This is a genomic window from Pseudomonas sp. IPO3774 (assembly GCF_013386835.1).
In the GTDB taxonomy this organism is placed as follows: domain Bacteria; phylum Pseudomonadota; class Gammaproteobacteria; order Pseudomonadales; family Pseudomonadaceae; genus Aquipseudomonas.
In genome coordinates, this window is the sequence record NZ_JACAQY010000040.1 from 61625 (window position 1) to 82668 (window position 21044).

Sequence of the window (21044 nt, forward strand, 5' to 3'; positions counted from 1 at the left end):
ACTCGATGGCATCGTATCTGCCCATAGAAATATATTGATGCCAAATACTGTACGTAGTCGTGCAGAGTGCAGACTATCGGAATGGGATTAAAAGGCGTTCAATCATCCCCTCATGGTGAAATTCTGTCTGATCCTGTGGATGACGCATATTGCCCCAGTAGCTGCTCCAATGTGAGAAGATCCGTCTGTACAGAGCTAAAGGCCCCGACCTTGAGGCGGGCCTCCATTGATTTCGCCAACGATGCCATATCGGGTTGTTTCAATATCGCGAAGGCACCAAACAATCGATGCGCGTAATGAGTCGCGTCTTCCATGTCAGCCATTTCAACTGCGGCCCGTAACGCATGCATGTCGCTCCAAAGGTGCGCGAAAGCTGTTCGTTCATCTGTAACGAATGCGGCCTCATCATCAATATGTGCCAGTGGCAAATCTGTCCAGAGTTGAAGTGCATCTCTTAACTTGCCCAGCTTGATGGGTTTTTTCAGTACGCCGTCCATGCCTGCTTCGAAGCAGGTGGTGGTGTGTTCATCATCGGTCGATGCGGAGATCGCCATGATTGGCGTAGGTACAAGGGCGAGCGACGACTCTATGGCTCGCCACTGGCGGGCCACCTCATAACCGGAAATGCTCGGGAGATCACAGTCTAATAACACAATGTCAAACGTGTTTTGCTCAAGTGCAAACAAGGCTTGTTCCCCATCGGGTGCGAGTGTCGGGCTGTAGCCCAAGACTTCGAGCTGGGCGTGGAGGACGGCTTGATTCGCAGGCATATCCTCTACCAGCAAGACCCTGAGTACACGCTCCGTCGCTGGCACATCAAATTGTTGTCTGGATAGGCCCTGTTCTTGTAGGTGGAGCGGCGGAACGTAAATATCACAGGGTAGCCGCACTGAGGCGATAGAGCCTTTACCAGGCTCGCTCTCGAGATCTATAGAACCACCCATCAATTCCAATAGTTGCCTGCAGATGGTCAAGCCAAGCCCGGTGCCACCAAACTTGCGCGCAGTATTCGTGCTTGCTTGGGTGTATGGTTGAAAAAGCCGTTGAAGAGAGTCGGCGTCTATTCCGATACCTGTATCCACTATGCGGATTTGTAATTGATGCCGGTTTAGCGGGGGAGGGCTGGGATCCAACCGTATACTGATCGTCACGCCACCTTCAGGCGTGAACTTGATCGCATTTGAGATGAGGTTATGCAACACCTGTTCAACGCGAAACCTATCCAGCATCAGATGGGGTTCAATGGGGTGTTCTTGTATCAGCTCAAGCTCAACTCCGTTCTTCGCTTTCAGCGCCAGCAAATCCACAACTGAGCTGGTCAGCTCCATGATATCGACGGGCCCCAGATCCAGTTGAAGCCGTCCGGCCTCGAGCTTGGAAATGTCCAGAACGTCATCCAACAAATACAACAAGTTCTCCGCACCGCTGGAAGCAACCGCCAGTAAACGAAGAGACTCTTCTGGCAGCTCGGGACGCTGCATCAGCAACTCCATGGAGGCGAGGATGGCATTCATCGGCGAGCGAATCTCATGGCTGAGGACGGCCAGAAACATAGTTTTCTCTTTCTCGCTTCGCATGGCCAGTCGCCGTTGCTGCCTAGCGTGAACCGCAAATCCTGCGATCAACAATAGTCCAGTCAAGACCAGTGCCATTTGGAGGCCGTAATAGCGCAATAGTACGTCTAGCGACGGCCTGCCATAGTTGTTGGCCGACTCGAGCTCGTTCTGGACCATCGCATCGATTTGCTCCGCGGTCAGAGATGCTAACACCTTGTCTATAATGTCACGTAAGATGGGCAGATCACGTCGTACAGCCATGGAAAGTTCCATTGGCAAACGGGCTATCCCACCGGATACATACAGTTCCTCATCATATTTGCTACGTAAAAAAGGCAGCAGCACAGGTGCAACGTCTAGCGCCGCATCAGCCTGCTTGTCAATGACTGCAGTAAGCGAATCTTCGGACGTTTTCGTCCCAAGGATTTTGACAGCTGGGTAGAGTGCTCTGATTGCGCTCTCATATGAGCTGCCCTTCTTGACGGCAACAATATGCCCGTCTAGTCGATGTAGATCGAACACCGCCTGACTGTTTTTACGTGTTACAACTATTGTTGCGCCCGTATAATAGGTGTTGGTGAAGAGGGCTGCGTCGATAATCGATTGCTGCGCAAACATCGGCGTGATCCCGGGAAGAACATCTACTTCGCCCCGCTGAAACTTCTCTATCCTACTCCGACCGAGACCCGAATCGGGCACAGGCTCAAATCGAAGGCCTGTGCTGTGTTCGATGAAGTCTATGTACTCGGTGGCCAGTCCCATGAGCTGACCGTCCTCCACATATTGTATCGGCTTCCAGTTAGGCTCGACCGCCACATGGACGACCGGGTTTGCAGCAATCCAGGCGCGTTCTTCAGGGGTGAGATCCAGAGGATGGGAGAAAACTGACGGTAACCAGACCAATAAAATCGCTGGCCAAAACGCCGCTCTCCGCTTCATGGTGCTTTCACCTGGTACTTCGCTTGGAAAAAGTCAATATTGAAGATAACAGCCGACCTGTCGGATTTTTCTGCATTTTTTCTCACGGCCATGCCTCCTGGAAAGCAGTGAATGACCTCACGCTTTTGATCGAAACCCTACCGTTGGCATGAGCGGCCGTCAATTATACTGTACTGCTCGCGCGCCACGAGCGAGATAAGAATAAGAGTTGTCATCTCACATTATTTTTAAGAGCAGTCTTATAGTCTGAAATGATCGGGCGTTGTTTAAATGAGTTGTCAGTACACTCATGAAGCGATCGTCAAGTTGAAAAACTCGCCCCTTACTCTAACGCCTCCCCCCCGAGTCAATCTGGTCGTATTAAGCCACGATGAACAATATGTGTTACGCATGACAGAGCGCCTGAACGGTAGTGGTCTTTTCCATATCGAGCACGTTGAGTCGCTGAGCAGGCTGCGCCTGCGTAAGCAACCTATGGACATCGTTATGGCCGAGATTCATGCTGATCATGTCGACAGTCTGATGCTACCGTGTTGGGTCGGTGAACTTAACGCCTACGGCCGGGTACGCAGAGCTCCCCATATTGTCTGGACCATAAAGGCCTGTGCGCTTGATGATGCGACTTCGTCGGCCGCTGCCATCGAGCAGGGCCGTACGGATATCGTCAAAGGTATTTCCAGTATAGCCTTGGCCTCGTATGCCCGACTCGCCAGAGCATCGGGCATACGGGTTGAGATCGTTGCCGAGAATCATCCCACTCAGCTTCTACAAGTACTCGAAAAGCTTGCTACTGCCGAACACTTGCTACCGCAGCTGTCGCAATCTGACAGATTTGAGTTGTTGATCAGCGAAGACGAGGTCGTGTCAGTGATAACGTCGGGTGAAAATCTGCGTGTGGTGCTGCAGCCGCAATATAACTTGGCCAGTCGTCAAGTGATCGGTGCCGAAGCGCTGATACGCTGGCAACACCCAATCCACGGCGACATCCCCCCGATGATCCTGATCCCGATGGTCGACCAGTTAGGGTTAGGCCTCTTGCTGTTCAGTCATGTAGAGAGAGCGGTGATTGAAGTCCTCGGTACGCTCGATCGTCTGGGTATAGATATTCCCATCGCTATAAATGCCTCGGCCCGCACGCTGTGTGCCACCGGACTGGCTACCCGGTTGGCAATCAAGATGCACAAGGCCGGTTTGCCTGCCCGGCGATTGAAGATCGAGCTGACTGAGCAAATCACCCCTGGAAACGAACTGGTGTTGTCAGCGTCCATCATGGCACTCCGAGCGAAGGGTTTTCTGATTTCGCTCGGAGACTTCGGTGCCGGCGCCGCAACGCTCGCTCTGTTGACGCACATACCCTTCGATGAGATGAAAGTCGACGGAAAGTTAGCTGGAATTGCTGAGCAATCGCCACAATCGAGCGAGATCATTTCCGGCATCGTTAACCTTGCCCGCTACTTCAACTTGAATCTGGTGACCGAGGGCATTGAGGACCCATCCAGCATCGAGATGCTCAACCGTCTAGGTTGCAGCGCCGGACAAGGATTGGCTCTGGCCCCTCCATTGGAGCAGGCTGATTTCCTGAGACTCGTCGCGCGATAGTGCACGACAAAAGCCTGGGTGCGACTTTCCAGAACTGTGTGTTTGTACTTAAAAATTCTCGATCAGGTGCCAGTATTGACTATTCTCATTTTAGTCTTTGAGTTACCTGGTCCATACCGAGTGACGTCCGAACGCCATGAAGTCTATACGTGTTGCATTACTCGACGACCATGCTGTCGTTCGCCAAGGTCTTGCCAGTCACCTAGGCGACGCCCCCGGCATAGAGATCGTCGGGATATATAAAAACAGCCGGGAACTGATGCGCGGCATGTCTACAGTGCCCGTCGATGTGCTTTTGCTGGACTTCGTTCTCGGTCGCGACGAGCTTGATGGTGTTTCACTGATTCGCGCTTTGCGGGTTCGCTTTCCTGCCTGCCGGATCCTGGTGCTCTCAACTCACCACGATCCTGCCACTGTCTCGCTGGCCCTGCGGGTTGGAGCGCGCGGATTCATTGGCAAGGATGAGGATCTGACATGCCTCGCCAAGGCTATCCGGGTGGTTGCTTCCGGAGCTATTTACCTAAGTGCAGAAGCTTCTTATAAAGTAGTCGATGGCATCCAGCAAAGTGACAATTCACCTCAATTAATCAGCAGTGACACTAACGTGCTGCAATTGGCTTTACTGTCGGCGCGTGAGCAGGAGGTGATCCGCTGTTATCTCGACGGCATGACCATCACGGAAATCGCCGAGAAGTTCAACCGTAGTATAAAAACCATCAGCACGCAGAAAGCCACAGCTTTTCGCAAACTAGGAATAACCTCTAACAATGGGTTGTTCAAGATAATGAAGACACTAGAGTAGCCTGTGAAGTTTTACGCATATCCGTAGGTTTATTCTTGAATTTGAGAAAGCTCACAAGTTATTGCCTGTGAGTTTTTTTGGCGGCAGCTACATGAAATCTGTAAAAGGAAAATCATGATGTCAGAAAAAAGCGGAGGCTCGAGGAGAACGGCGAGGAGTTTTTCTCTATTATGGAAGATGGTCTACCTCGCTAGACATCAAAGCAGCGTTAGGATTATTTCACGCCGACAGCATCATGATTGATGCGGCGGGGAAAATGCATCGTGGTAAAGACGCCATTGCCCTTGAGTAGGAAGGGTTCTTCAGCCTCGGATTTCCTGTATGCAGTACCAGGCGACATTTGTTTGTCTATGGCGATATGGCTTTGCAAATTTCTGATTGGAGTCTTAGTCGTGTCAGCGAGGACGGAACGATAATAAACGTAGGGGGTACTGCGACCGATGTTGTATGTCGCGGGCATGATAATATCTGGCGTTGCGCAATCGATAATACATTTGGAATTTTAAGTCGCCATCTGAAGTAGATTGTTAGGCCCGGGAATGAGTAGAGAAATAGCGTGGGGCAAAAGCCCGTAGCGAATAAACGCTACGGGCCGATTTTGCATTACAAATAGACTAACTCTAGCGTGGCTGAACCGTCCAGAGACACATCGCTGCTCAGATCCAGTTCAGAACCTTTATTCAACGCGGCCTGCACGTTTAAAGTACCTGACAGAGTCTTGAATGCGATTGGAGCGCCAGCAGTTGTTGCCGACCATGACATGAGAACTGAACCATCATTTGCAATACCTCCTGAACTTGAGTTTAGCCATGTAGTGCCGGAGTCTTTGCTGAAGGTTGATTCAACTTTGGCGCCGTCAGCAGTGAAGTCATTTACGGCTAAGGTCATCGCATAAACACCAATATTTTTTCCGGACGCATTGCCCAAACCAAAGGCGCCGACTTCATTCAAGGCTGGCCTGATTTTCTTTACTGCTCCAGGGACTCGTGTGCCCGCACGATTATCTATAGCCTTCAGCGCAACTTTTGTCGGTGCATTGCAAACAATAGTGAATGCAACATTTTTTTCAGGCAACAGGGTAAAGTCGTTTGCGCTCAAGTCAGTAGAACTGCGTGTGCCGTAATCGATAGTGCCACCACCCGCCAATGTCGGAGTGCAGGCGTTCGGAATAATAGTGCCAATTACTTTTACCTCAACCGATGCAGCATGTGCACCCAAAGAAAAGGCTGTCGCAGTAGTGGCGAAGGCCCATGCGGCGAGTTTTGGATTGAAACGCATTTTTATTTCTCCGTTACGAAAAGTTAGGTAGGCCGCTCCAATGGCAGAGTGGCTGGCTTCCATTCCAGCTGAATGCTATTTTCTTATTAATAATGTTTGCGAAGCTCTAGGAACAAGCCTAAAAATAAAAGTCGATATGCAATCTTCTATTGTGTATCCAGTGTCAAACTACCGAGCCCTTCAAGTACGGTGATGTCGCGCGCATATGTCTCTGTGTCACTGATATACGTTTGAATTTCAACCTGAGCCAAAAAAACTTTGCCAACAGCCCGCTGACCTTGAACCATAGTTGTCACCACTTCATTTGGGCGCAGTAGCTCCGTTGGCGATAACGGCCTGGCACTGCCAGCCTGAGCGAGTTGCACGGTATTTCCATCCAGCGTTGCGTTACTCAGCGTGATTGTGAAATGGCCTTTATCGGCAAACCGGTAGCTATTCAAATCCGCCGCTTGTCCCTCAAACCGCAATCCAAAGCGGGTTTCTTCGCGACAGACCACCGTCAGGTTTAGTTGCCGGTTTCCGAGGGCAATCGGAGCACTCCCGCGGATATCCATATCGCTCCGGTTAAGTGTGCCGTAATCGACCTCCGGGTTGCTCAAACGCATTTCGCAGTCGGCCGCGAACGTACTACTGGCAACCAGGGTAAGCGCAGTGCCAAGCCATCGCGCGCAATCTGCACTGGTGCTACGGCGCATGACAAACAGCCGGTGCAACATCGTAAAAAGCGTCATAGTCAGTCTCCTTGGGGAAGTCGATCTTCAGCAGGCAGGGCTTTTCATCAGTGAGAGAAACCCTCAGTACTTCAGTAGGGGCCAGGTCAGAAAGAAAGATGACGCCCTTGTCCAGGACCGTCGTAAGGAAGTGGTTTTTGTCATCAAGTACCGAAGAACCTTTGGGCAGCGGTTGTCCTGCTGTGTCGGAGGCGTTAATCAGGATGCGTTGAACCTTGATGACCTTGAAGTCGAGGTGACTCACCGAACCACGGCCGGCGCCAATTCTCTGGAAGCCGTTCTGTAGGTCGATCCGTTTCGGCAGCGATTTTGTTTGCACCTCGACGCGGCTATCTCGATAGGCACTCAGTTGTGGTACCACTGCTTTGCCTTTGTAGTCAGTCCATACCGGGCCATAAGGTGTCGACACCTTGACCCCGGACAGGTCGCCGACGTCCACGATGCCGAAGGTGTCTTGCACCGGATATGGCGAGAAGGTCACCCCATCTTGATGTGCTACTGCGCCGCCGGAGACTCGAGCGTTGTAGTTCTCGCTGTCCGGGCCTTGGGCATAACCCAGGTCCACGCTGGTGAAGCGAGGAATGGCCGAGAGGTTGGCGGTAGAATAGTTGTCACCCCGGTCGCCAGTGCTCTCGGTGCTAAGACGGTAATTGAACTGGTCATTGATGGTTTCGGAATACGTTGCACCAAAACGCTGGTTGTCGCCGCGTCGGCTGGCATAGGTGCGCACGCTACGGGACTGGCCCAGGGGCACGCTGACGCTGAAGTAGATTGCGTCGTCGCTGTCACCCTGACTGTTGGACGAGCCGCTTAATGCGGTTTCCACGGTGGCAGACACAGTGGCATGTTTGAACGTTTTCCCCCAGGAGCCCACCAGGCGGTTGGTAGAGTCGCCATTGAAGGTACGGCTGGGTGAAATGGACACGTTGAAGCTGCCCAGCGTGCTATTGGACCAGCCCAGCGAGGCACTGTATTGGCTCTTGTAGCGGCGGTTGTACCAATCGTGATCAGCACGCAATGTGGTGTCGGACAGTTCTCGATAGCCGGTGGTCTGCTGGGTAGCCGACACACTGCCCGACACGGCCTCGGTGAAACGCGTGCTCAAGGTGACACTGGCCTGGGTGCCTTTTACGTCTTCCTTGGCTGTGTGGGAGTAGAGGTTACGCACACTCAGGCTGGTGTCCTTTGCGAGGTTGGTGTCCACGCCCCATCCGGTGGATTGATAGTCGGGGGCTGCCATCAGCCCGGTAGTAGCGGTCAGGCTTTCACTCAGGCCCCAGGTACCGGTGCCGGTAATCACCCAGGGTTGGCTCTCATCATTGGCGCCCTGGTTGCGTATCTTGCCGGCAGAAAAGGTGTAACCAGGTCGGACTGTAACAGCGTTGCGAAATGACGCTGCTGACACGACGTAGTTTCGCTCTGCGCCAGTGATGTCTCGCACTTTGACGTCCAGATCGGAGTTGCTGTTGAGCAACGGTATATCGCTCAGGCTGAACGGTCCTTCCGGCACTATCGTGGTGTAGATCAACGCACCGACCTGACGTACTTCTATCGTGGATTGTGTATTGGCGATGCCCTCTACCCGTGCCCCGGAACGGGCCGACCCCAGTAGCGCCGTTTCGGGCAGTATCTGCACGCCGGTAATCGCCCCCCCGGAAAAAAGCGGGTTGTTGATATTGATCTGCCCGACCTGCAGCAGGGCCTTTTGCTCGGTGAATGTGCGTTGCGCGTATGCGTATAAATGTTCGAAGCTCTCTCTGTCGTCGCTCTTGCTATAAAGCTGGTGACTGCGAACGATCCAGTTACTCATGTTGAACCCCAGATCGGTCGAGCCCGACAGGTAGTCGCTAGACTGCGAACCGAATTCCGAACGCATGGCCATTACGTCATAGTTGAAAAGGGCAGCAGTGCCACCACTGCTGAAGTTCGTAGTCTGGGACGCATCGCTCTGTAAGGCATGCTGCGGGACCACTAGAAAAATCTCATCCTTGTTCGGGTGCAGGCTGACCTCGGTTTGCGGGTACGCTGCCACAAAGTCATAACGTTTTTCGGTGGCGTCCTTTGAACTCAGCACGTACTGCGAACCGGGAACCTTCAGACGGGCCTTGGTCAGCAATGCCTCGTCAAAATACAGCTCTCCGTGGTTGTCGAACCGGGCATCCACTCTGCCCAGCTTGACCCCGTTAACCACCAGTGAAGCCACGTGCGCGCCCTCCGTAAACCGCGCGGGCTCGCGAAAATAATCAGCCAGTTTGGGGTCAATGCCGCGTGCTTTAAGGGTTTGCATATCGAACCTTGCGAAATCGCCGCTGGCTTGCCCAGCCCTCTGCGACATGTCCGCCTGGGCGGCAATCGGCGTAAGCAAGAGTGCGTTCCAGATCGCGTACGCAAGGGGCGCAAAGATCGGTAGGAAAGGGCGCGTGCTTTGTTCAGGCACGAGTTTGCAGCGGCCACCCTTATAGGTAGCCAGGAAAGGCTTTTTCATGGTTTAGGACTGCTAGGTAGAAACAGGCGGGGAGTGCAAAAGCTGTTGACTATTGCGCGTGCTCAGTAACTAGTAGTGGCATCGATAGGCGCTTCGTACTTATCGACAGAGAAACCATAGACCGTGCCAGGGCCGATGGTTACCGAGCTTGAGTGGATAGCTTCAGGTGCCAACGCCATCTTCAATGTCTCACCAGGCAGGACATAGGTGCGTGGCAGCAAGGCCGTCTTGCCCGAAGGCTTGAGTTTCAGCTCTTGAGACAACCGCACGACATAGGCGCTGTTGTTGATTACCACCAGCTTGCCGTTATGGATACCCCATTTCAGCAACTTCCAAGGCTCACGGTTAGGCTCCAGACCTTTGGGGTGAACGATCAAAGGTAGGTTCTGACGCATGCTGACACCGACAGTCGAGCGACCTTGGCTGTTGAGTTTTGGAGCGATGCCTTCAAAGATTACGCGCTTGAGTCGCTGGGTTGTCACCGGCTCGCCTCCTTGACGCAGGAAACGCACAAGCTGGGTTTCACCGGCCTCAACGCGGGTGACGGGTGGAGTCAGCACTACCAGGGGCTCGGTGTCCTCGGGAATATTCTCGATAGTCGAATACAACAGTGCCGGAGTGCCGTCGGTGTTCTTGACGTTGATGCTGGTTTCACCTTCGGCCTCATACAATATCACCACAGAGGTCTCAGGCTGCATACCGGTCGCGTAAATGAACGGTGCGGCTAGCGCTGCAACCGAACCTGCCAACAGGGCACACAAATGTTTTTTGGAGATAGTCATGTCTATACCTCATTGAATTGCCGCCAATCGATGAGTTCAGATGGGGCGCTCATTGAGGTGAATTATGAAAGTCCGGTACTAAGCAAAACATCGGAATAGGATTAAAAGTGAGATGAGCTGCCGATAAATCGTGCCTAGGAGGCTAAGCCCTCAAGAACTCGATGGCATAAGCTTGAGTCAGCAAACAAAATCGCCCCCTCAAATGACCAACCATAAAGCAGCTACAGTCCTAGCAGCGGTCCAATAGCGAGCACACAGCTCCTAGCAAGGCTCATCGAACAGGTGTTAATCCGCCGAGCTTCATGGCACTCCTAGCGGCTTCTGAACTGAGGAACTTTAATAGCTCGGCAGCCTCCTCTTGCTGCACGCTGCCCGTGATGATGGCCGCTGAGTACATTGTCATTTTCTGAACCTGATCGGGGATAAGCCCAATCACATCGATGCCTTCCATGTGCATCAGCTCACTCAATTGTTGGAAGCCTATCTCCGCTTCGCCACGGGCTACTGCTTCTGCGACAGGCTTCGCGGAAATTGTTCTGGTCTTGATCCTCAACCTTTCTGAGATGTGCATTTGAGGGAAGAGAATACGTGACAGGTATGTTCCGCTGGGCGTATCCGATAGAGCCAGAGACGTTGCGTTATCCAGCTCTCGGCGTTTGGCATAGGTGTAGAAAGCCTGGATCGCACGCAGGTGCGCTGCGGCCGTGTTGTATGCACGGTGCCTGAGTCTGAGCTGGACGTAGATAAATGGTACCAGCTTGGGCAAGAGCGCCTCTGGACCATCCTGCACAAGCAGTGGCACGCGCTGACCGGACGAGAAACGACACTGAACCAGCTTCATTGGCTGCCACCTCATTAGGACGCACCATGAACACAAAGGACATTGCCCGTTGGGAGAATGGACACCAGAAGCGGGAGTACGCTGAAGTAAAACTCGCAGCAAAGTTCCTCAGGACGATTCTTTTAAATATCAAGGGGTTCGAAATATCTCTTGAGGAATCTGAAAAGCATTTGTCCAAACTTAGACTTCAATATTTTTGAAGTAAAGATGCATTAGAGCGTGCCTTTGTACTAATTAATAGTCTCAGCACTCACCTGAACACAATATTAGGTATTGCGTACAGCACTAAGATTGGCGACACACTCACCGCATCGCGATCCACCTGCGATGTGGGGCACGAACCGCCTTCGCTGGGAAAGATCACGAGCGGGACGAAAAATCGATGTGCAGTGATTAGTTTGATAAAACATAAAATACAGTCCGCTTAATAAAAAAACTGGGTAATTCTCAGTGGGCTGCAGACTTAGCCTTCAAGCTAAATCAGATAGTTGGCTTCGCTCGTCCCGGCTTGTACGTTATATATGTCTGCCTGTATACACTAGATAAGTTGGCATGTATATGGGAAGGAGGGCTGAATGTCACGGATTTGTGGGCGAACTGACCCGTTGACGGAGCCGTGAACCTATGCGATAGCTTAAGTGTTCACTGGAACTTAGGAACTTGTCATGCCCTCACTCAAAAGCCAAATGCGTGGCAAGCTAGCTTCAGCCCACGGGAAAAGAACTAATACCTCGAACAATCTATGGATTTGCTTTAGCCCAAAGCTTGATCAGGATATTTCTCTTGCCAGCAATAATGAGTTGGTATATTGGCTTTCTATTTTGGAGTCTGATCCCAACATCAGAAGCTTCGAATTTGGTTCTATTGTACAGGTTAGGCTTGGGGATACAGAAAAATATCGATCTCTCGAATTGATCAAGGTTGTATTGAGGGATGGTAAGGAAGAATATCACCATATTTCAAGTGCCGCTGACAAAGAGGCAGAATATGAAGTCGATTGTTTAGACAAAAATGGTGAGCCTGGAAAATTCCTGTACAAGGCCGTAACGGAGGATTTTATAGCTCATCATTCGAAGTATGCTGCGACATTATTCGGCATCTTACCTTTTGTTGCACAAATTCGCGGCAAAGCATGGAAGTTCGAACAGGACAATATTCTTAATCTCTTGAAGATGATGCGTGAGGGTACCGTCGGAGAATTAATCGAACAGTGCATACAGTATGACACTATGATTGTAATGGGCGTCTTCGCTAAATTCATACTACAAGGAAAAGTAGTGGTTCACGACATAGTGGCCAGAGGCTTAGGGCGCGCTACAAGATGGGCGCTGAAATGAAAGGTAGACGTCCACGTTCAGTGATAATTTCCGGAATAACAGCGACGCAACCGTGGCCTCCTGTTTTGATCGAACTGTTAACTGCGGACAGTGGCGAACTATTTAAAAAGAGGAAATTTGCAGTTGATCTATATATAAAAGGTGAGGCGCTTGATTCTATCGAGAGCCAGACGGGCGTTCGAAGGTCTGACTTGTCAAGGCTAATTGAACGGTGCATGAAAATTCATTCAGACGGTTTGGTGTATGGTTATCGTGCTTTGATTCCCCACATCAGAACCACGTCTTACACTAGAGTTACAGCTCCGGAAAGCAATAAGCCCTCCGGACGCGGAGGGTATGCCGGCGCTTTCGAAGCCTTGTTGAAAAAATATCCAGAACTACACGAAAAGCTAATTCAAAAAATACTCCCAAGAAAAAATGGATCCAAGATAGTTGAAAGAAATATAAAGCCTGCAGCTTTGCATTCTTTCTTTGTTAAGTATCTTAAGGATAATGGGCACCCAGAAACTGAATGGCCCTTTAATGCCGATTTGCAGGGTTATAGAAGCATCTGTAGCCTTATAAAAAAAGTCGAGGGGAAAAACTATGCCATGTCCGTTGTGCTAAATGGGCGGTCGCGCGCCATGGCACAGCTATCAGTTGGGACTGGAGTTGAATCCATCCTTAAACTCGAAAAGTTCATGGATGTGTTTGAGATAGACACGTACAAGACGGATGCTATATTTGTAGTCGGGATGAGAAACCCTAGCGGTCATCTTACCTATGTCACTCTAAAACGATTGTGCTTTATCGCAATAGTTGAGCGCGCTTCAGGTGCTGTTTGGTGGTGGCGAATAGTTTACAAGCCTGAGGTGAATGCTCAAGATATCATTCAGGTCATCACTGAGGCACTGAGGGCACAGCTACCAAGGCCGAGTACGAATCTATTGTGTTTAACAACCCCAGAAGGTGCTGGATATCCTGGTGAGATATTTCCCCAACTTCACAATGCCTTGCCCGCCAGCATATTCTTCGACAATGCGTTAGCACATCAGTCGGCAGATGTCTCGACGGAGCTACGTAGAATGCTCGGGTCGTCCTTATGTTATGGTGCGCCAGGCAAGTTCGAGATCAGACCGAGTATCGAGCGTTTATTTAGAGATGTTGCGGCTATGATACAGCGTTTGCCTAACTCCACAGGCTCGAAGCCGGGAGAAGGTAAAGAGGCTGCTGATACGGCCATAAAATACCATGTAGAAGCCGATGCTGTTGAAGAGATCATGGACTACTTTTGCGCTAGGTATAACTGCCTTCCAGCTGAAGGGAACTATGGTACAAGTCCGTTGAAACAGATCGAACAGATTCTAGCGGCTGACGATCAGTCCTTCATCCCAAGAAGACCTCTTGAGGAGGTTATCCCGCTACTTACGTTCAAAAAAACAACGCAGAAGGTCAAGGTCAGGGCGTACCCAGAAGATGGCGTGCGACCATTCATCGAAATCGAGCGAGTAAGGTATAAAAGTGAGCTTCTGAGTAATTCGATGTGGTTGAAAGGCGAGACCCTGACGGTGCTCATAGATGAAGCTGACATGAGATCTGTTGAGGCTTATCTTCCCGACGGGCAAATACTCGGAGAGCTCAAGGCAACGGCAGGATGGGACAAGATGCGGCATAGCCGGGCTACGCGAAAAGCGGCTATTAAACTAATCAGAGATAGAGTCATTATCCTCGCGCATTCGGACTGTCCCATCACGGCTTATATGAACTATCTTAATGCCAAGGCTCAAGGCTTGAAAAAGTCTAAGGATAAAGTCGCTGTAACTCCAAAATCTAAGCAAGATGCGGCTGCCGCTACCGAATTCAAGAAAGTTTCGATGGAGGCCCAGGCGGATATTGATCAACTGGTTGGAAGTTTAAAGATTGATGGCCGACCGACAACCAAGGTGGATACTCCAGATCCGACTAAAGGCTACAATTCTATTAAGCCACCCCGAACCATTACGCGCAAGAAGTCTCTTGATTAAAGCGGAGAGATACGATGAGCGATTATGAACCTCATGATACTAAGGCTCGTGATTTATTAATGAATAGCCACCCATTAGTGCTCGGAAAATACCTTGTCGTCACACCGACCATTAACTGGGCATATGATCAGATCAGCGAGCAAGTCTGGCTACGGATGCCAAGCGTGTATTTCCAGTCCCTTTCTCGTATGGGGAAAACGCAGTGCGCCACGGCTATCGTCAAGTTCCTGCGTGAAGAGTTTCCGGAACGATACATATTATTTTTAACTGTCGACGTGACTGGTGAAGAAAACATCATACAAACGATGGTCAAAGCTATGAAGCTTGAGACTAGGGTTAAAGAGAAGCTAAGCAATCTGCGAGACGCAGTGATGAACCATATTATTTGCGAGCTGGCAAGTCTAGGGGATACGCACTTTATTCTCGTGGTCGATGAAATGCAGGCTTTAACCTATAAAGACCTTCAGCATCTGCAAGTAATCCAGAACAGGCTGAGTCTTAGTGAAGTACAATTGACGACGATCGGGTTTGCTCAAGAGCAAATAAAAGGATTGATAACTTCTCTCCATAAAGGACGGCATATGGCATTATTGGGCCGATTCTTCAGTCGGAAAGTGGAGTTTGTTGGCTGTGTATCTGCAGACTGGTTGAAGGAAACGCTGAGCGCATTTGATCAAGACATGACCTACCCACGGGGTAGCGGGTGTAGTTATACAAGGTTCTTTCTGCCAAAAGCATTCGACTCAGGGTTTAGATTAGATAGTCTTGCTGAACTTATTTTTAGCGAATCCATTGAACATATCAAAAGCGTTGGTGCTTCGCTGATTCCCACCGAGAACATGTTTCTGGCCTTGGCGTATCTTCTTATTAGCGCTAGGGACGATGATGCAGATGGATTTGAATTAACTAAAGAGCATGTAATTAAATCTATCGTTAAGTCTGACATGCAGCAAGTCTCTGCATTAATGGGAGATAAGTTGCCCACAGGGTACGAATAATGCACAACGGTTCCGTGTTTTCGTTTATCAGAAAATTGGCTAGTTGCGAGTCGCTCTGGCTGATCTTGCTAAAAATTTTGGTAATCAACCGTGTTCAAGGTAAGCAAGTTGTTGAATTGATCAAAAATGAAAATATTGACTGGGGTACCCAAAAATTTCGCTGGTGGGGCGCTGGCTCAATTAGTCAGGAGCGATTAGAGAAAGCGATACAGTTGCCGGCAAGTGCATTAACTAACTCGTTCATTGAAAATGTAGTGGGCAGGCGAGTTGGATCGAAGCAGGCCATCCGTCACTGTGAATTGTGCATTGCTATGGGATATCATTCATCACTATTTTTTCTTGAGGAAATTACCCACTGCCCATGGCATGGAAAGCAGTTATTAGCTTGCCGCAGCTGTTATTTTGCGCTTGATTATTTAGATCGTTCCAGCGTACATACTCGTGATTTTTTATTAGGCAATCATTGCGATCACGTTAAGGCGATTATAGAGCGAATGCCGGTATGTGATCTGTCCAACCCAGTGTTTAACTTTGTTGAACGATGACATGAATTTTTTTTAGATTGGCTGAAGGCTGCAAAGGATCGGTGTGGAAATGATCTATACCGGTGGCTGGGGCTAACGGGATACTATAGTTCTAAAGATACTGACTATATTTTAAGGTTTTTAGAGCCAAAGATCGACGTGCCGACGGGTTTCGATGTTATAACAGACTATCCAGTGTCTAGGTTGAATATCCCTCACGCAGCCACAGCTTGGTGTCAAAAGGATGAGCCATTAGTTAAAGGTTGGCAGAGTATTCGCCAAGAAAAAATTCGTGACATGGGTATGCAGTGTAGCTTTAAGACTGATCAAATTGCGTGTGTCAAATCGATTTGTAGATATGTCAGAAGGCGGTATCTGGCAAGGCACCGCCGGTGCTTCAAGTCTTTCGCTTCCCTCAAAGCAAATCATCGCATGGGCTTAGAATACGAACACACTTGCTGTGTTTCCGTGGCCTACGCATGTTGGCTTGTGAATATTCATGATGTACATACCGTTGATTCAGCTTTGAAAAAGAAAGCTCGTGCCTACAGGATACCTCGATCGGAGCCAGTCTATCCTAGACCAATATCGCTGCTCGCTAAAGATTTGAATCTCTTACTTGCGCAGTTTTATGAAATATGGGCAGGTCTTGTTGTTTCGGAGCAATCGAATGAAACTATTGTTATTTTGGAGAGCGTGAGACTCCACCCATGGGCCTCAGCCAATATTGCATCTATAGATAACATTGTCACTCAAGATGAATGCTTCGGCTCTAGCGATTACGGGTTATACTACCCGGCGCCTAAGTACTTGTCAGAGATGACTGAGTTACGTTGCAAACGCAACTGTTTGAAAGAGAATTATGCATCTCCTGATCTTATCGCCGATCAGGGTGAGTATTTTTTTTCCGAGCAAGGTAGGCTATGTGTACTTACAGATCGGCGATGGCGGCTGGGTTCTTATAGGTATTTGAAGATTTAGTAATCGCTTTAGCTAATACACGATGCCGGCGTTCGTTGAATAATAACAGTAAGGTGAAGCTATGCCCGCAAATCCTTATGTCCGCAGGGACTCTGCATGTTTCCCATAGGGAGTTTTATCCACCTGTGCGAGCACCTCTCTAGGCTCCGGTCGCATATGATGCGCAGAATCAATTCTTATTAGCTGCAGCTTTTGTCACCACTTATCATTTTTAGATGATGTGCGACCCGCTGCCTCGAAATGCCCAGGCTTTTGGCCACCTCGACAGGAGCCAGCCCTTGATCGCTAAGCGCTTTGATTTTTGCTCTTAGCTCCCGCGCTGCAGCAATCCCCGGATGCGGGTCTCGGGAAGGTTGGGACGGAATTTCACAGGTCATTAAACCATCTGCGGAGAGATCTGCCTCAAGGTGATGCAGAACCTCTTGCGGTGTCTGACCACGCTGCGCTGCATACGCTAGTACCAACAGGGTGAGGGGATCCACTCCGAGCCCTTGAGCGAGGTTTTGGCTAACGTCGAGTGTCACTGAACGGCGGCCTGCTTCCAATCGGCTGATGTAGGAAGGGTCGGCAGCCTCTGCTAACGCCTGCTGCGAAGACTCGCGGCGCATTCGAAGGAATTGCAAGGCAGAGGCGTAAGCGTTGCGAAGTGACATAAGCGTTCCCGGCAAACGGAACGATATGCTGAATTTGCTTTGTCAAAAGCAAATGCCTATAGTCATGGCCTTTGACGGACGACCGATCGCTAGCCCGTATGGCCCGCAGTCAGGCAGTCGCATCAATATATGCTTGAATCGAACATCAGCTCTGCCAAGCATCGAATTGGGCCTCGACCCGGTTAGTCGCATCCCGGCAGCAAGGCCAAAATCACCAGCTCATGAAAGTCCTGATCTACTCAGACCTGCACAACGAATTCGACCGCTTCATCCCCCCAGATGTGTCGGTGGATGTGGTGATGCTCGCCGGCGACATCGATCTGCAAGCGCGGGGTGTTTTGTGGGCAAATGAGACCTTCAAAGCTCCAGTCGTGTACTGCGCTGGAAATCATGAGTGCTACAAAGGGCATATCGATCGAACAATCGAGAAGATGCGAGCGGCAGCGGCCCCTCACGTTCACGTGCTTGAAAACGAGTCGTGGGTCTTTGGGAATGTGAGATTCCTGGTGGGTACCGCATGGACGGATTTTTCTTCGACGGGCGATACGGTCGCCGCATCCATGACCTGCGGCCGGGTGATGAACGACTTCAACATGATCAGAGCCGACTCGAATTATCGGCGCCTGCGGCCGGCCGACCTTATTGCCAAGAACCACGCGACACGGGAGTTTCTTAGCCTGGAGTTGAGCCGGCCATTCGCGGGGAAAACATTCGTTGTCACTCACCACGCTCCATTGGCTGAGGTGGCGGGCGATGAGCACGATGGGCATGTCAGCGCCGCGTACTACAACACATGGCACTCTCTGGTGGAGCAGGCCGACTTCTGGGCGTTCGGCCATACCCATTACTCCATCGACACCGTATTGAGCGGGTGCCGACTGGTGTCGAACCAACGAGGTTATCCAGGTGAAGTCTGCGGATTTGACCCAGGCAAAATCATTGAAATTGTATGAGGTATGGAGAACAGCGTGAGTGCCTGTGAATTGATCGAACTCCCAACGGGGGTTGTACGGGCGAGCGCCATAGGGTGGGGCGTGACCGTCGATGGTTATTTAGTAAACGCAGCGCGGGTGGGGGATCGCTACGCGGCCACTGTCTACGGAGACCAGTCAGGAACGATTAGCGATGGCATGACTGTCGTCACTCCCTCGGTTCGCGCTGTCGAGCAGCGCGGCGGCTTCACGCTGGTGCGTAGCCGGAGCGGCGATGATCACTATGTCATCGTCACCGAGCTCCCGGAACGTGATGCTGGAGACGCTTGAAGCCACTGTGCTGCAATACCAGCGCGGGGCAGGGGGCGAGATTCACGAGGCAGGCTGGCTGACTAGTTGTATCAGTACCTGAACTTTGGTGATTGGCAATCTATGTCATGCACTAAGGGCGCACTTACCTGTTTCGAAACTTTTATATAGCCAACTCCCAGCAGATAACGTTCCACAAATACTTAAGGAAAGGCATGTCGGAACTCAAAAAAATTACAGTTGTTGTCAAGAATTTCAATCTGAAAGCGAGCGGAGATATTGACGCGCTTTTTACAATGGTGCGATGCGAAGATGAGGAAGGAAATACTCACCACTTCAAAGAGGTTGTGATGCTGAACTACCTCAAGAGACATGGTGCGATGACTACTGATACCCCCCGAACTTGGTTCTTCAAGCATTTAGGAAAAAAATCAATCGTGCTTGTGGCATTTGAAAAGGGCAATGGGAAGGTTGAGTACGACCTTGATCATATGCGACTCGTTGCCAAATCGACCTTCCTGAAGGGCATTGTGTACGGGTTGGCTGCAGTACCCGCAGGGGTGATTGTTGGCACAGCCACGTACGGTATTGGTTTGCTGCTTATTCCTGTGTTCCTTTTTTACAGCTACAGGAATATTTTCAAACTCCCGAAAATGCTGCGCCGTAAGACCTTGATCAGTGATTTAGCATCTCATGGTGTTGTCGTGCAGTGATGACGAGTGCGTCGCACAGGCACTGGTTTGCGCAGTTGCACATGGGTCGACCTGGGCCGCTCAGCAAACCGATCGACGGGTACTTGGCGGGTCTGAACGACGTCCGCCGGTGCGACCTTGCGCGAACGCTGGGATACTCAGCCATCGGTGACAAGGAAGCGATCGGGGAGTTGCTCACCAACTTCATCAAGCAGACGGGCGCCGATGAGGTGATGATCGATTACAGGATTTATGACCCTGTCGCACGCTGCCGCTCCTATCAGTACGCTGCGGAAGCGATCTCGTACTAGCTTGCAACCAAAAATGCGGAGGAATTCGCGCCCTCTTGAATTCCTCTGAGGTACTTGCTCAGACTAACCTGTCGCGCCGGTAAGCGCCGGACACTGCGTGGAGGAGGGTGTCAAGCTCTGCACTGGTCGCAAACCGGGCTTCAAATTCCCCTGTTTCACCAGCGAACACGTACTCCGCACACTGGCAATCGTCTTCACCCTCATCGCAGATTATGCACGTGGGGTTGCAAGCGTTGATCAGGGCATCAATCGGGTCGTCGTCATCGATCCCGCTGTGCGCTCCGAAATCCATGTCTTCCATACCGCCTCGGGCGAACTCCGCGACTGCCTCCTCGTCTTCGAAGTGCCAAGTGCATAGGGCTTCCAAGACCGGAAGAAGCACGACTCGGACGTAGTCAAATCGAAATCCGTCCAGGAGGCAAAGGATCCTGCCGTCGTCCTCAACTAAGCATTCGAAGCTGACCTGGCCGTACTGCTGAATTAATTCCTCATAGCGTTTCGGCTCAATGCGTATATGTTTCATGGCGTTGTTTACTGCATCCACTAGCGTCATCTTTCCGCCCTGGATCCGAGCACCAGCAACTGCATATTCAGCGTCAAACACCTGGATCAGAGCTCCCCGGCCCTCCTTTAAACCGAGCGCGCGCCGGATAGCGATGATGTAGTCGATAGCGTGTGCGGCGCAGAGATTGGCCCCAATAACCTGATGCAGCTTCAGGCAGCGGTTATCAGAGTGGCTTCTGAGCTCTTCAAAAACGGGGAGGAGGAGTGTGTCCAAGTACTTAAGATAATCGGCGCAGGCGCTCCTGCAGGTCTCTGAAAATTCGTGATCCAGGCTGTCGATCGCGGTGCTTTTGCTCATTGAGTGCTTATGCTCAGCTTCGGGAAGTTGTAATCGTGATTGTACACCGGGGCCATAGGGTGGGAGTGGGGGCACGTGTGGCGGTTACCCGTGCCTTGGGGAAGGTAGACATTATCCTGGCGCTCTGCCCAACACTTTGGGGCACACCACTCGCCACATCGGCGCTCCGGCATAGCCCGAATCCACTGTCCGCCCATCCCCACAATGGGCGTCCGCTTTTGGTCGAAATTTCGACGGTCGAAGCCATCCAACGTACGGGTCAAGTCCATCGCAAGCGCAGATCACCTCGACTGCAAATCGCTATCAAACCCACGCAATTATGCAGCGCAGTGGCTCTGACGCCTGCGCCTGCTGGCCTGAGGCGCCTGAAGGCGTGCACAATGGTGGTGAGTAAGCGTCGGAGTTGTCATGAGGCGCGGCCTGAGACCA

Annotated in this window: 17 protein-coding genes; 9 read left to right on the plus strand and 8 right to left on the minus strand. The window is 50.9% G+C overall.

Features of this window, described 5'->3' with window-relative positions; genetic code table 11:
- Window positions 1–110 precede the first annotated feature (110 nt).
- Entirely contained in the window at window positions 111–2495 is a 2385-nt protein-coding gene (locus HYE77_RS22105; RefSeq protein WP_177069334.1) for an ATP-binding protein, read from the minus strand.
- Between the two features lie 270 nt (window positions 2496–2765).
- Here HYE77_RS22105 and HYE77_RS22110 point away from each other — a divergent pair, with 270 nt between their 5' ends.
- Together HYE77_RS22110 and HYE77_RS22115 are read left to right on the plus strand one after the other, a co-directional pair.
- Complete coding sequence (locus HYE77_RS22110) at window positions 2766–4094, plus strand: EAL domain-containing protein (protein WP_177069335.1); 1329 nt, start codon at window positions 2766–2768, stop codon at window positions 4092–4094.
- 136 nt (window positions 4095–4230) lie between these two features.
- On the plus strand, window positions 4231–4896 hold the full coding sequence (locus HYE77_RS22115; protein WP_177022821.1) for a response regulator transcription factor: 666 nt from the start codon (window positions 4231–4233) through the stop codon (window positions 4894–4896).
- A 603-nt stretch (window positions 4897–5499) separates the two neighbouring features.
- Here the strand turns inward: HYE77_RS22115 and HYE77_RS22120 are convergent.
- The 5 genes from HYE77_RS22120 to HYE77_RS22140 all read right to left on the minus strand — a co-directional run bounded on the left by HYE77_RS22120 (window position 5500) and on the right by HYE77_RS22140 (window position 11013).
- Entirely contained in the window at window positions 5500–6174 is a 675-nt protein-coding gene (locus HYE77_RS22120) for a DUF1120 domain-containing protein (RefSeq protein WP_177022822.1), read from the minus strand.
- 146 nt (window positions 6175–6320) lie between these two features.
- The gene (locus tag HYE77_RS22125; protein WP_177022823.1) at window positions 6321–6905 is read right to left on the minus strand and encodes a hypothetical protein; all 585 of its coding nucleotides are present in this window, start codon (window positions 6903–6905) and stop codon (window positions 6321–6323) included.
- Window positions 6859–9390 carry a fimbrial biogenesis usher protein gene (locus HYE77_RS22130; RefSeq protein ID WP_177069336.1) on the minus strand — a complete coding sequence of 844 codons (2532 nt, stop codon included), beginning with the start codon at window positions 9388–9390 and terminating at the stop codon, window positions 6859–6861. Before HYE77_RS22130 ends, HYE77_RS22125 begins: the two co-directional genes overlap by 47 nt.
- A gap of 62 nt (window positions 9391–9452) precedes the next feature.
- The gene (locus tag HYE77_RS22135; protein WP_177069337.1) at window positions 9453–10172 is read right to left on the minus strand and encodes a fimbria/pilus chaperone family protein; all 720 of its coding nucleotides are present in this window, start codon (window positions 10170–10172) and stop codon (window positions 9453–9455) included.
- Window positions 10173–10443: 271 nt separating this feature from the next.
- Window positions 10444–11013 carry a substrate-binding domain-containing protein gene (locus HYE77_RS22140; RefSeq protein WP_177069338.1) on the minus strand — a complete coding sequence of 190 codons (570 nt, stop codon included), beginning with the start codon at window positions 11011–11013 and terminating at the stop codon, window positions 10444–10446.
- A 665-nt stretch (window positions 11014–11678) separates the two neighbouring features.
- Between HYE77_RS22140 and HYE77_RS22145 the strand changes: the two genes are divergently transcribed.
- From HYE77_RS22145 to HYE77_RS22160, 4 genes are all read left to right on the plus strand, one after another.
- A complete protein-coding gene (locus HYE77_RS22145; RefSeq protein ID WP_177069339.1) occupies window positions 11679–12350 on the plus strand; it encodes a hypothetical protein in 672 nt (223 codons plus the stop codon).
- A 65-nt stretch (window positions 12351–12415) separates the two neighbouring features.
- Complete coding sequence (locus HYE77_RS22150; RefSeq protein ID WP_177069340.1) at window positions 12416–14353, plus strand: hypothetical protein; 1938 nt, start codon at window positions 12416–12418, stop codon at window positions 14351–14353.
- A 14-nt stretch (window positions 14354–14367) separates the two neighbouring features.
- Window positions 14368–15351: a hypothetical protein gene (locus HYE77_RS22155; protein ID WP_177069341.1), complete on the plus strand. Its 984-nt coding sequence runs from the start codon at window positions 14368–14370 to the stop codon at window positions 15349–15351.
- A complete protein-coding gene (locus tag HYE77_RS22160) occupies window positions 15351–15896 on the plus strand; it encodes a hypothetical protein (protein ID WP_177069342.1) in 546 nt (181 codons plus the stop codon). The genes HYE77_RS22155 and HYE77_RS22160 overlap by 1 nt, the downstream gene beginning before the upstream one ends.
- Window positions 15897–17035: 1139 nt before the next feature.
- On the opposite strand, the gene HYE77_RS22165 is transcribed toward HYE77_RS22160, so the two are convergent.
- A complete protein-coding gene (locus tag HYE77_RS22165; RefSeq protein WP_095108342.1) occupies window positions 17036–17509 on the minus strand; it encodes a transcriptional regulator in 474 nt (157 codons plus the stop codon).
- A gap of 221 nt (window positions 17510–17730) precedes the next feature.
- Here HYE77_RS22165 and HYE77_RS22170 point away from each other — a divergent pair, with 221 nt between their 5' ends.
- The 3 genes from HYE77_RS22170 to HYE77_RS22180 all read left to right on the plus strand — a co-directional run bounded on the left by HYE77_RS22170 (window position 17731) and on the right by HYE77_RS22180 (window position 19463).
- Entirely contained in the window at window positions 17731–18462 is a 732-nt protein-coding gene (locus tag HYE77_RS22170) for a metallophosphoesterase (RefSeq protein WP_095108341.1), read from the plus strand.
- Between the two features lie 15 nt (window positions 18463–18477).
- Window positions 18478–18771, plus strand: coding sequence for a hypothetical protein (locus tag HYE77_RS22175; protein WP_371321562.1), 294 nt, complete (start codon window positions 18478–18480; stop codon window positions 18769–18771).
- A gap of 194 nt (window positions 18772–18965) precedes the next feature.
- Window positions 18966–19463 (plus strand): hypothetical protein, encoded by a 498-nt coding sequence (locus HYE77_RS22180; protein WP_095108339.1) that lies wholly within the window; start codon window positions 18966–18968, stop codon window positions 19461–19463.
- 348 nt (window positions 19464–19811) lie between these two features.
- Here HYE77_RS22180 and HYE77_RS22185 read toward each other — a convergent pair whose 3' ends face one another.
- On the minus strand, window positions 19812–20615 hold the full coding sequence (locus HYE77_RS22185) for a hypothetical protein (RefSeq protein WP_177069344.1): 804 nt from the start codon (window positions 20613–20615) through the stop codon (window positions 19812–19814).
- Between the last annotated feature and the right edge of the window lie 429 nt (window positions 20616–21044).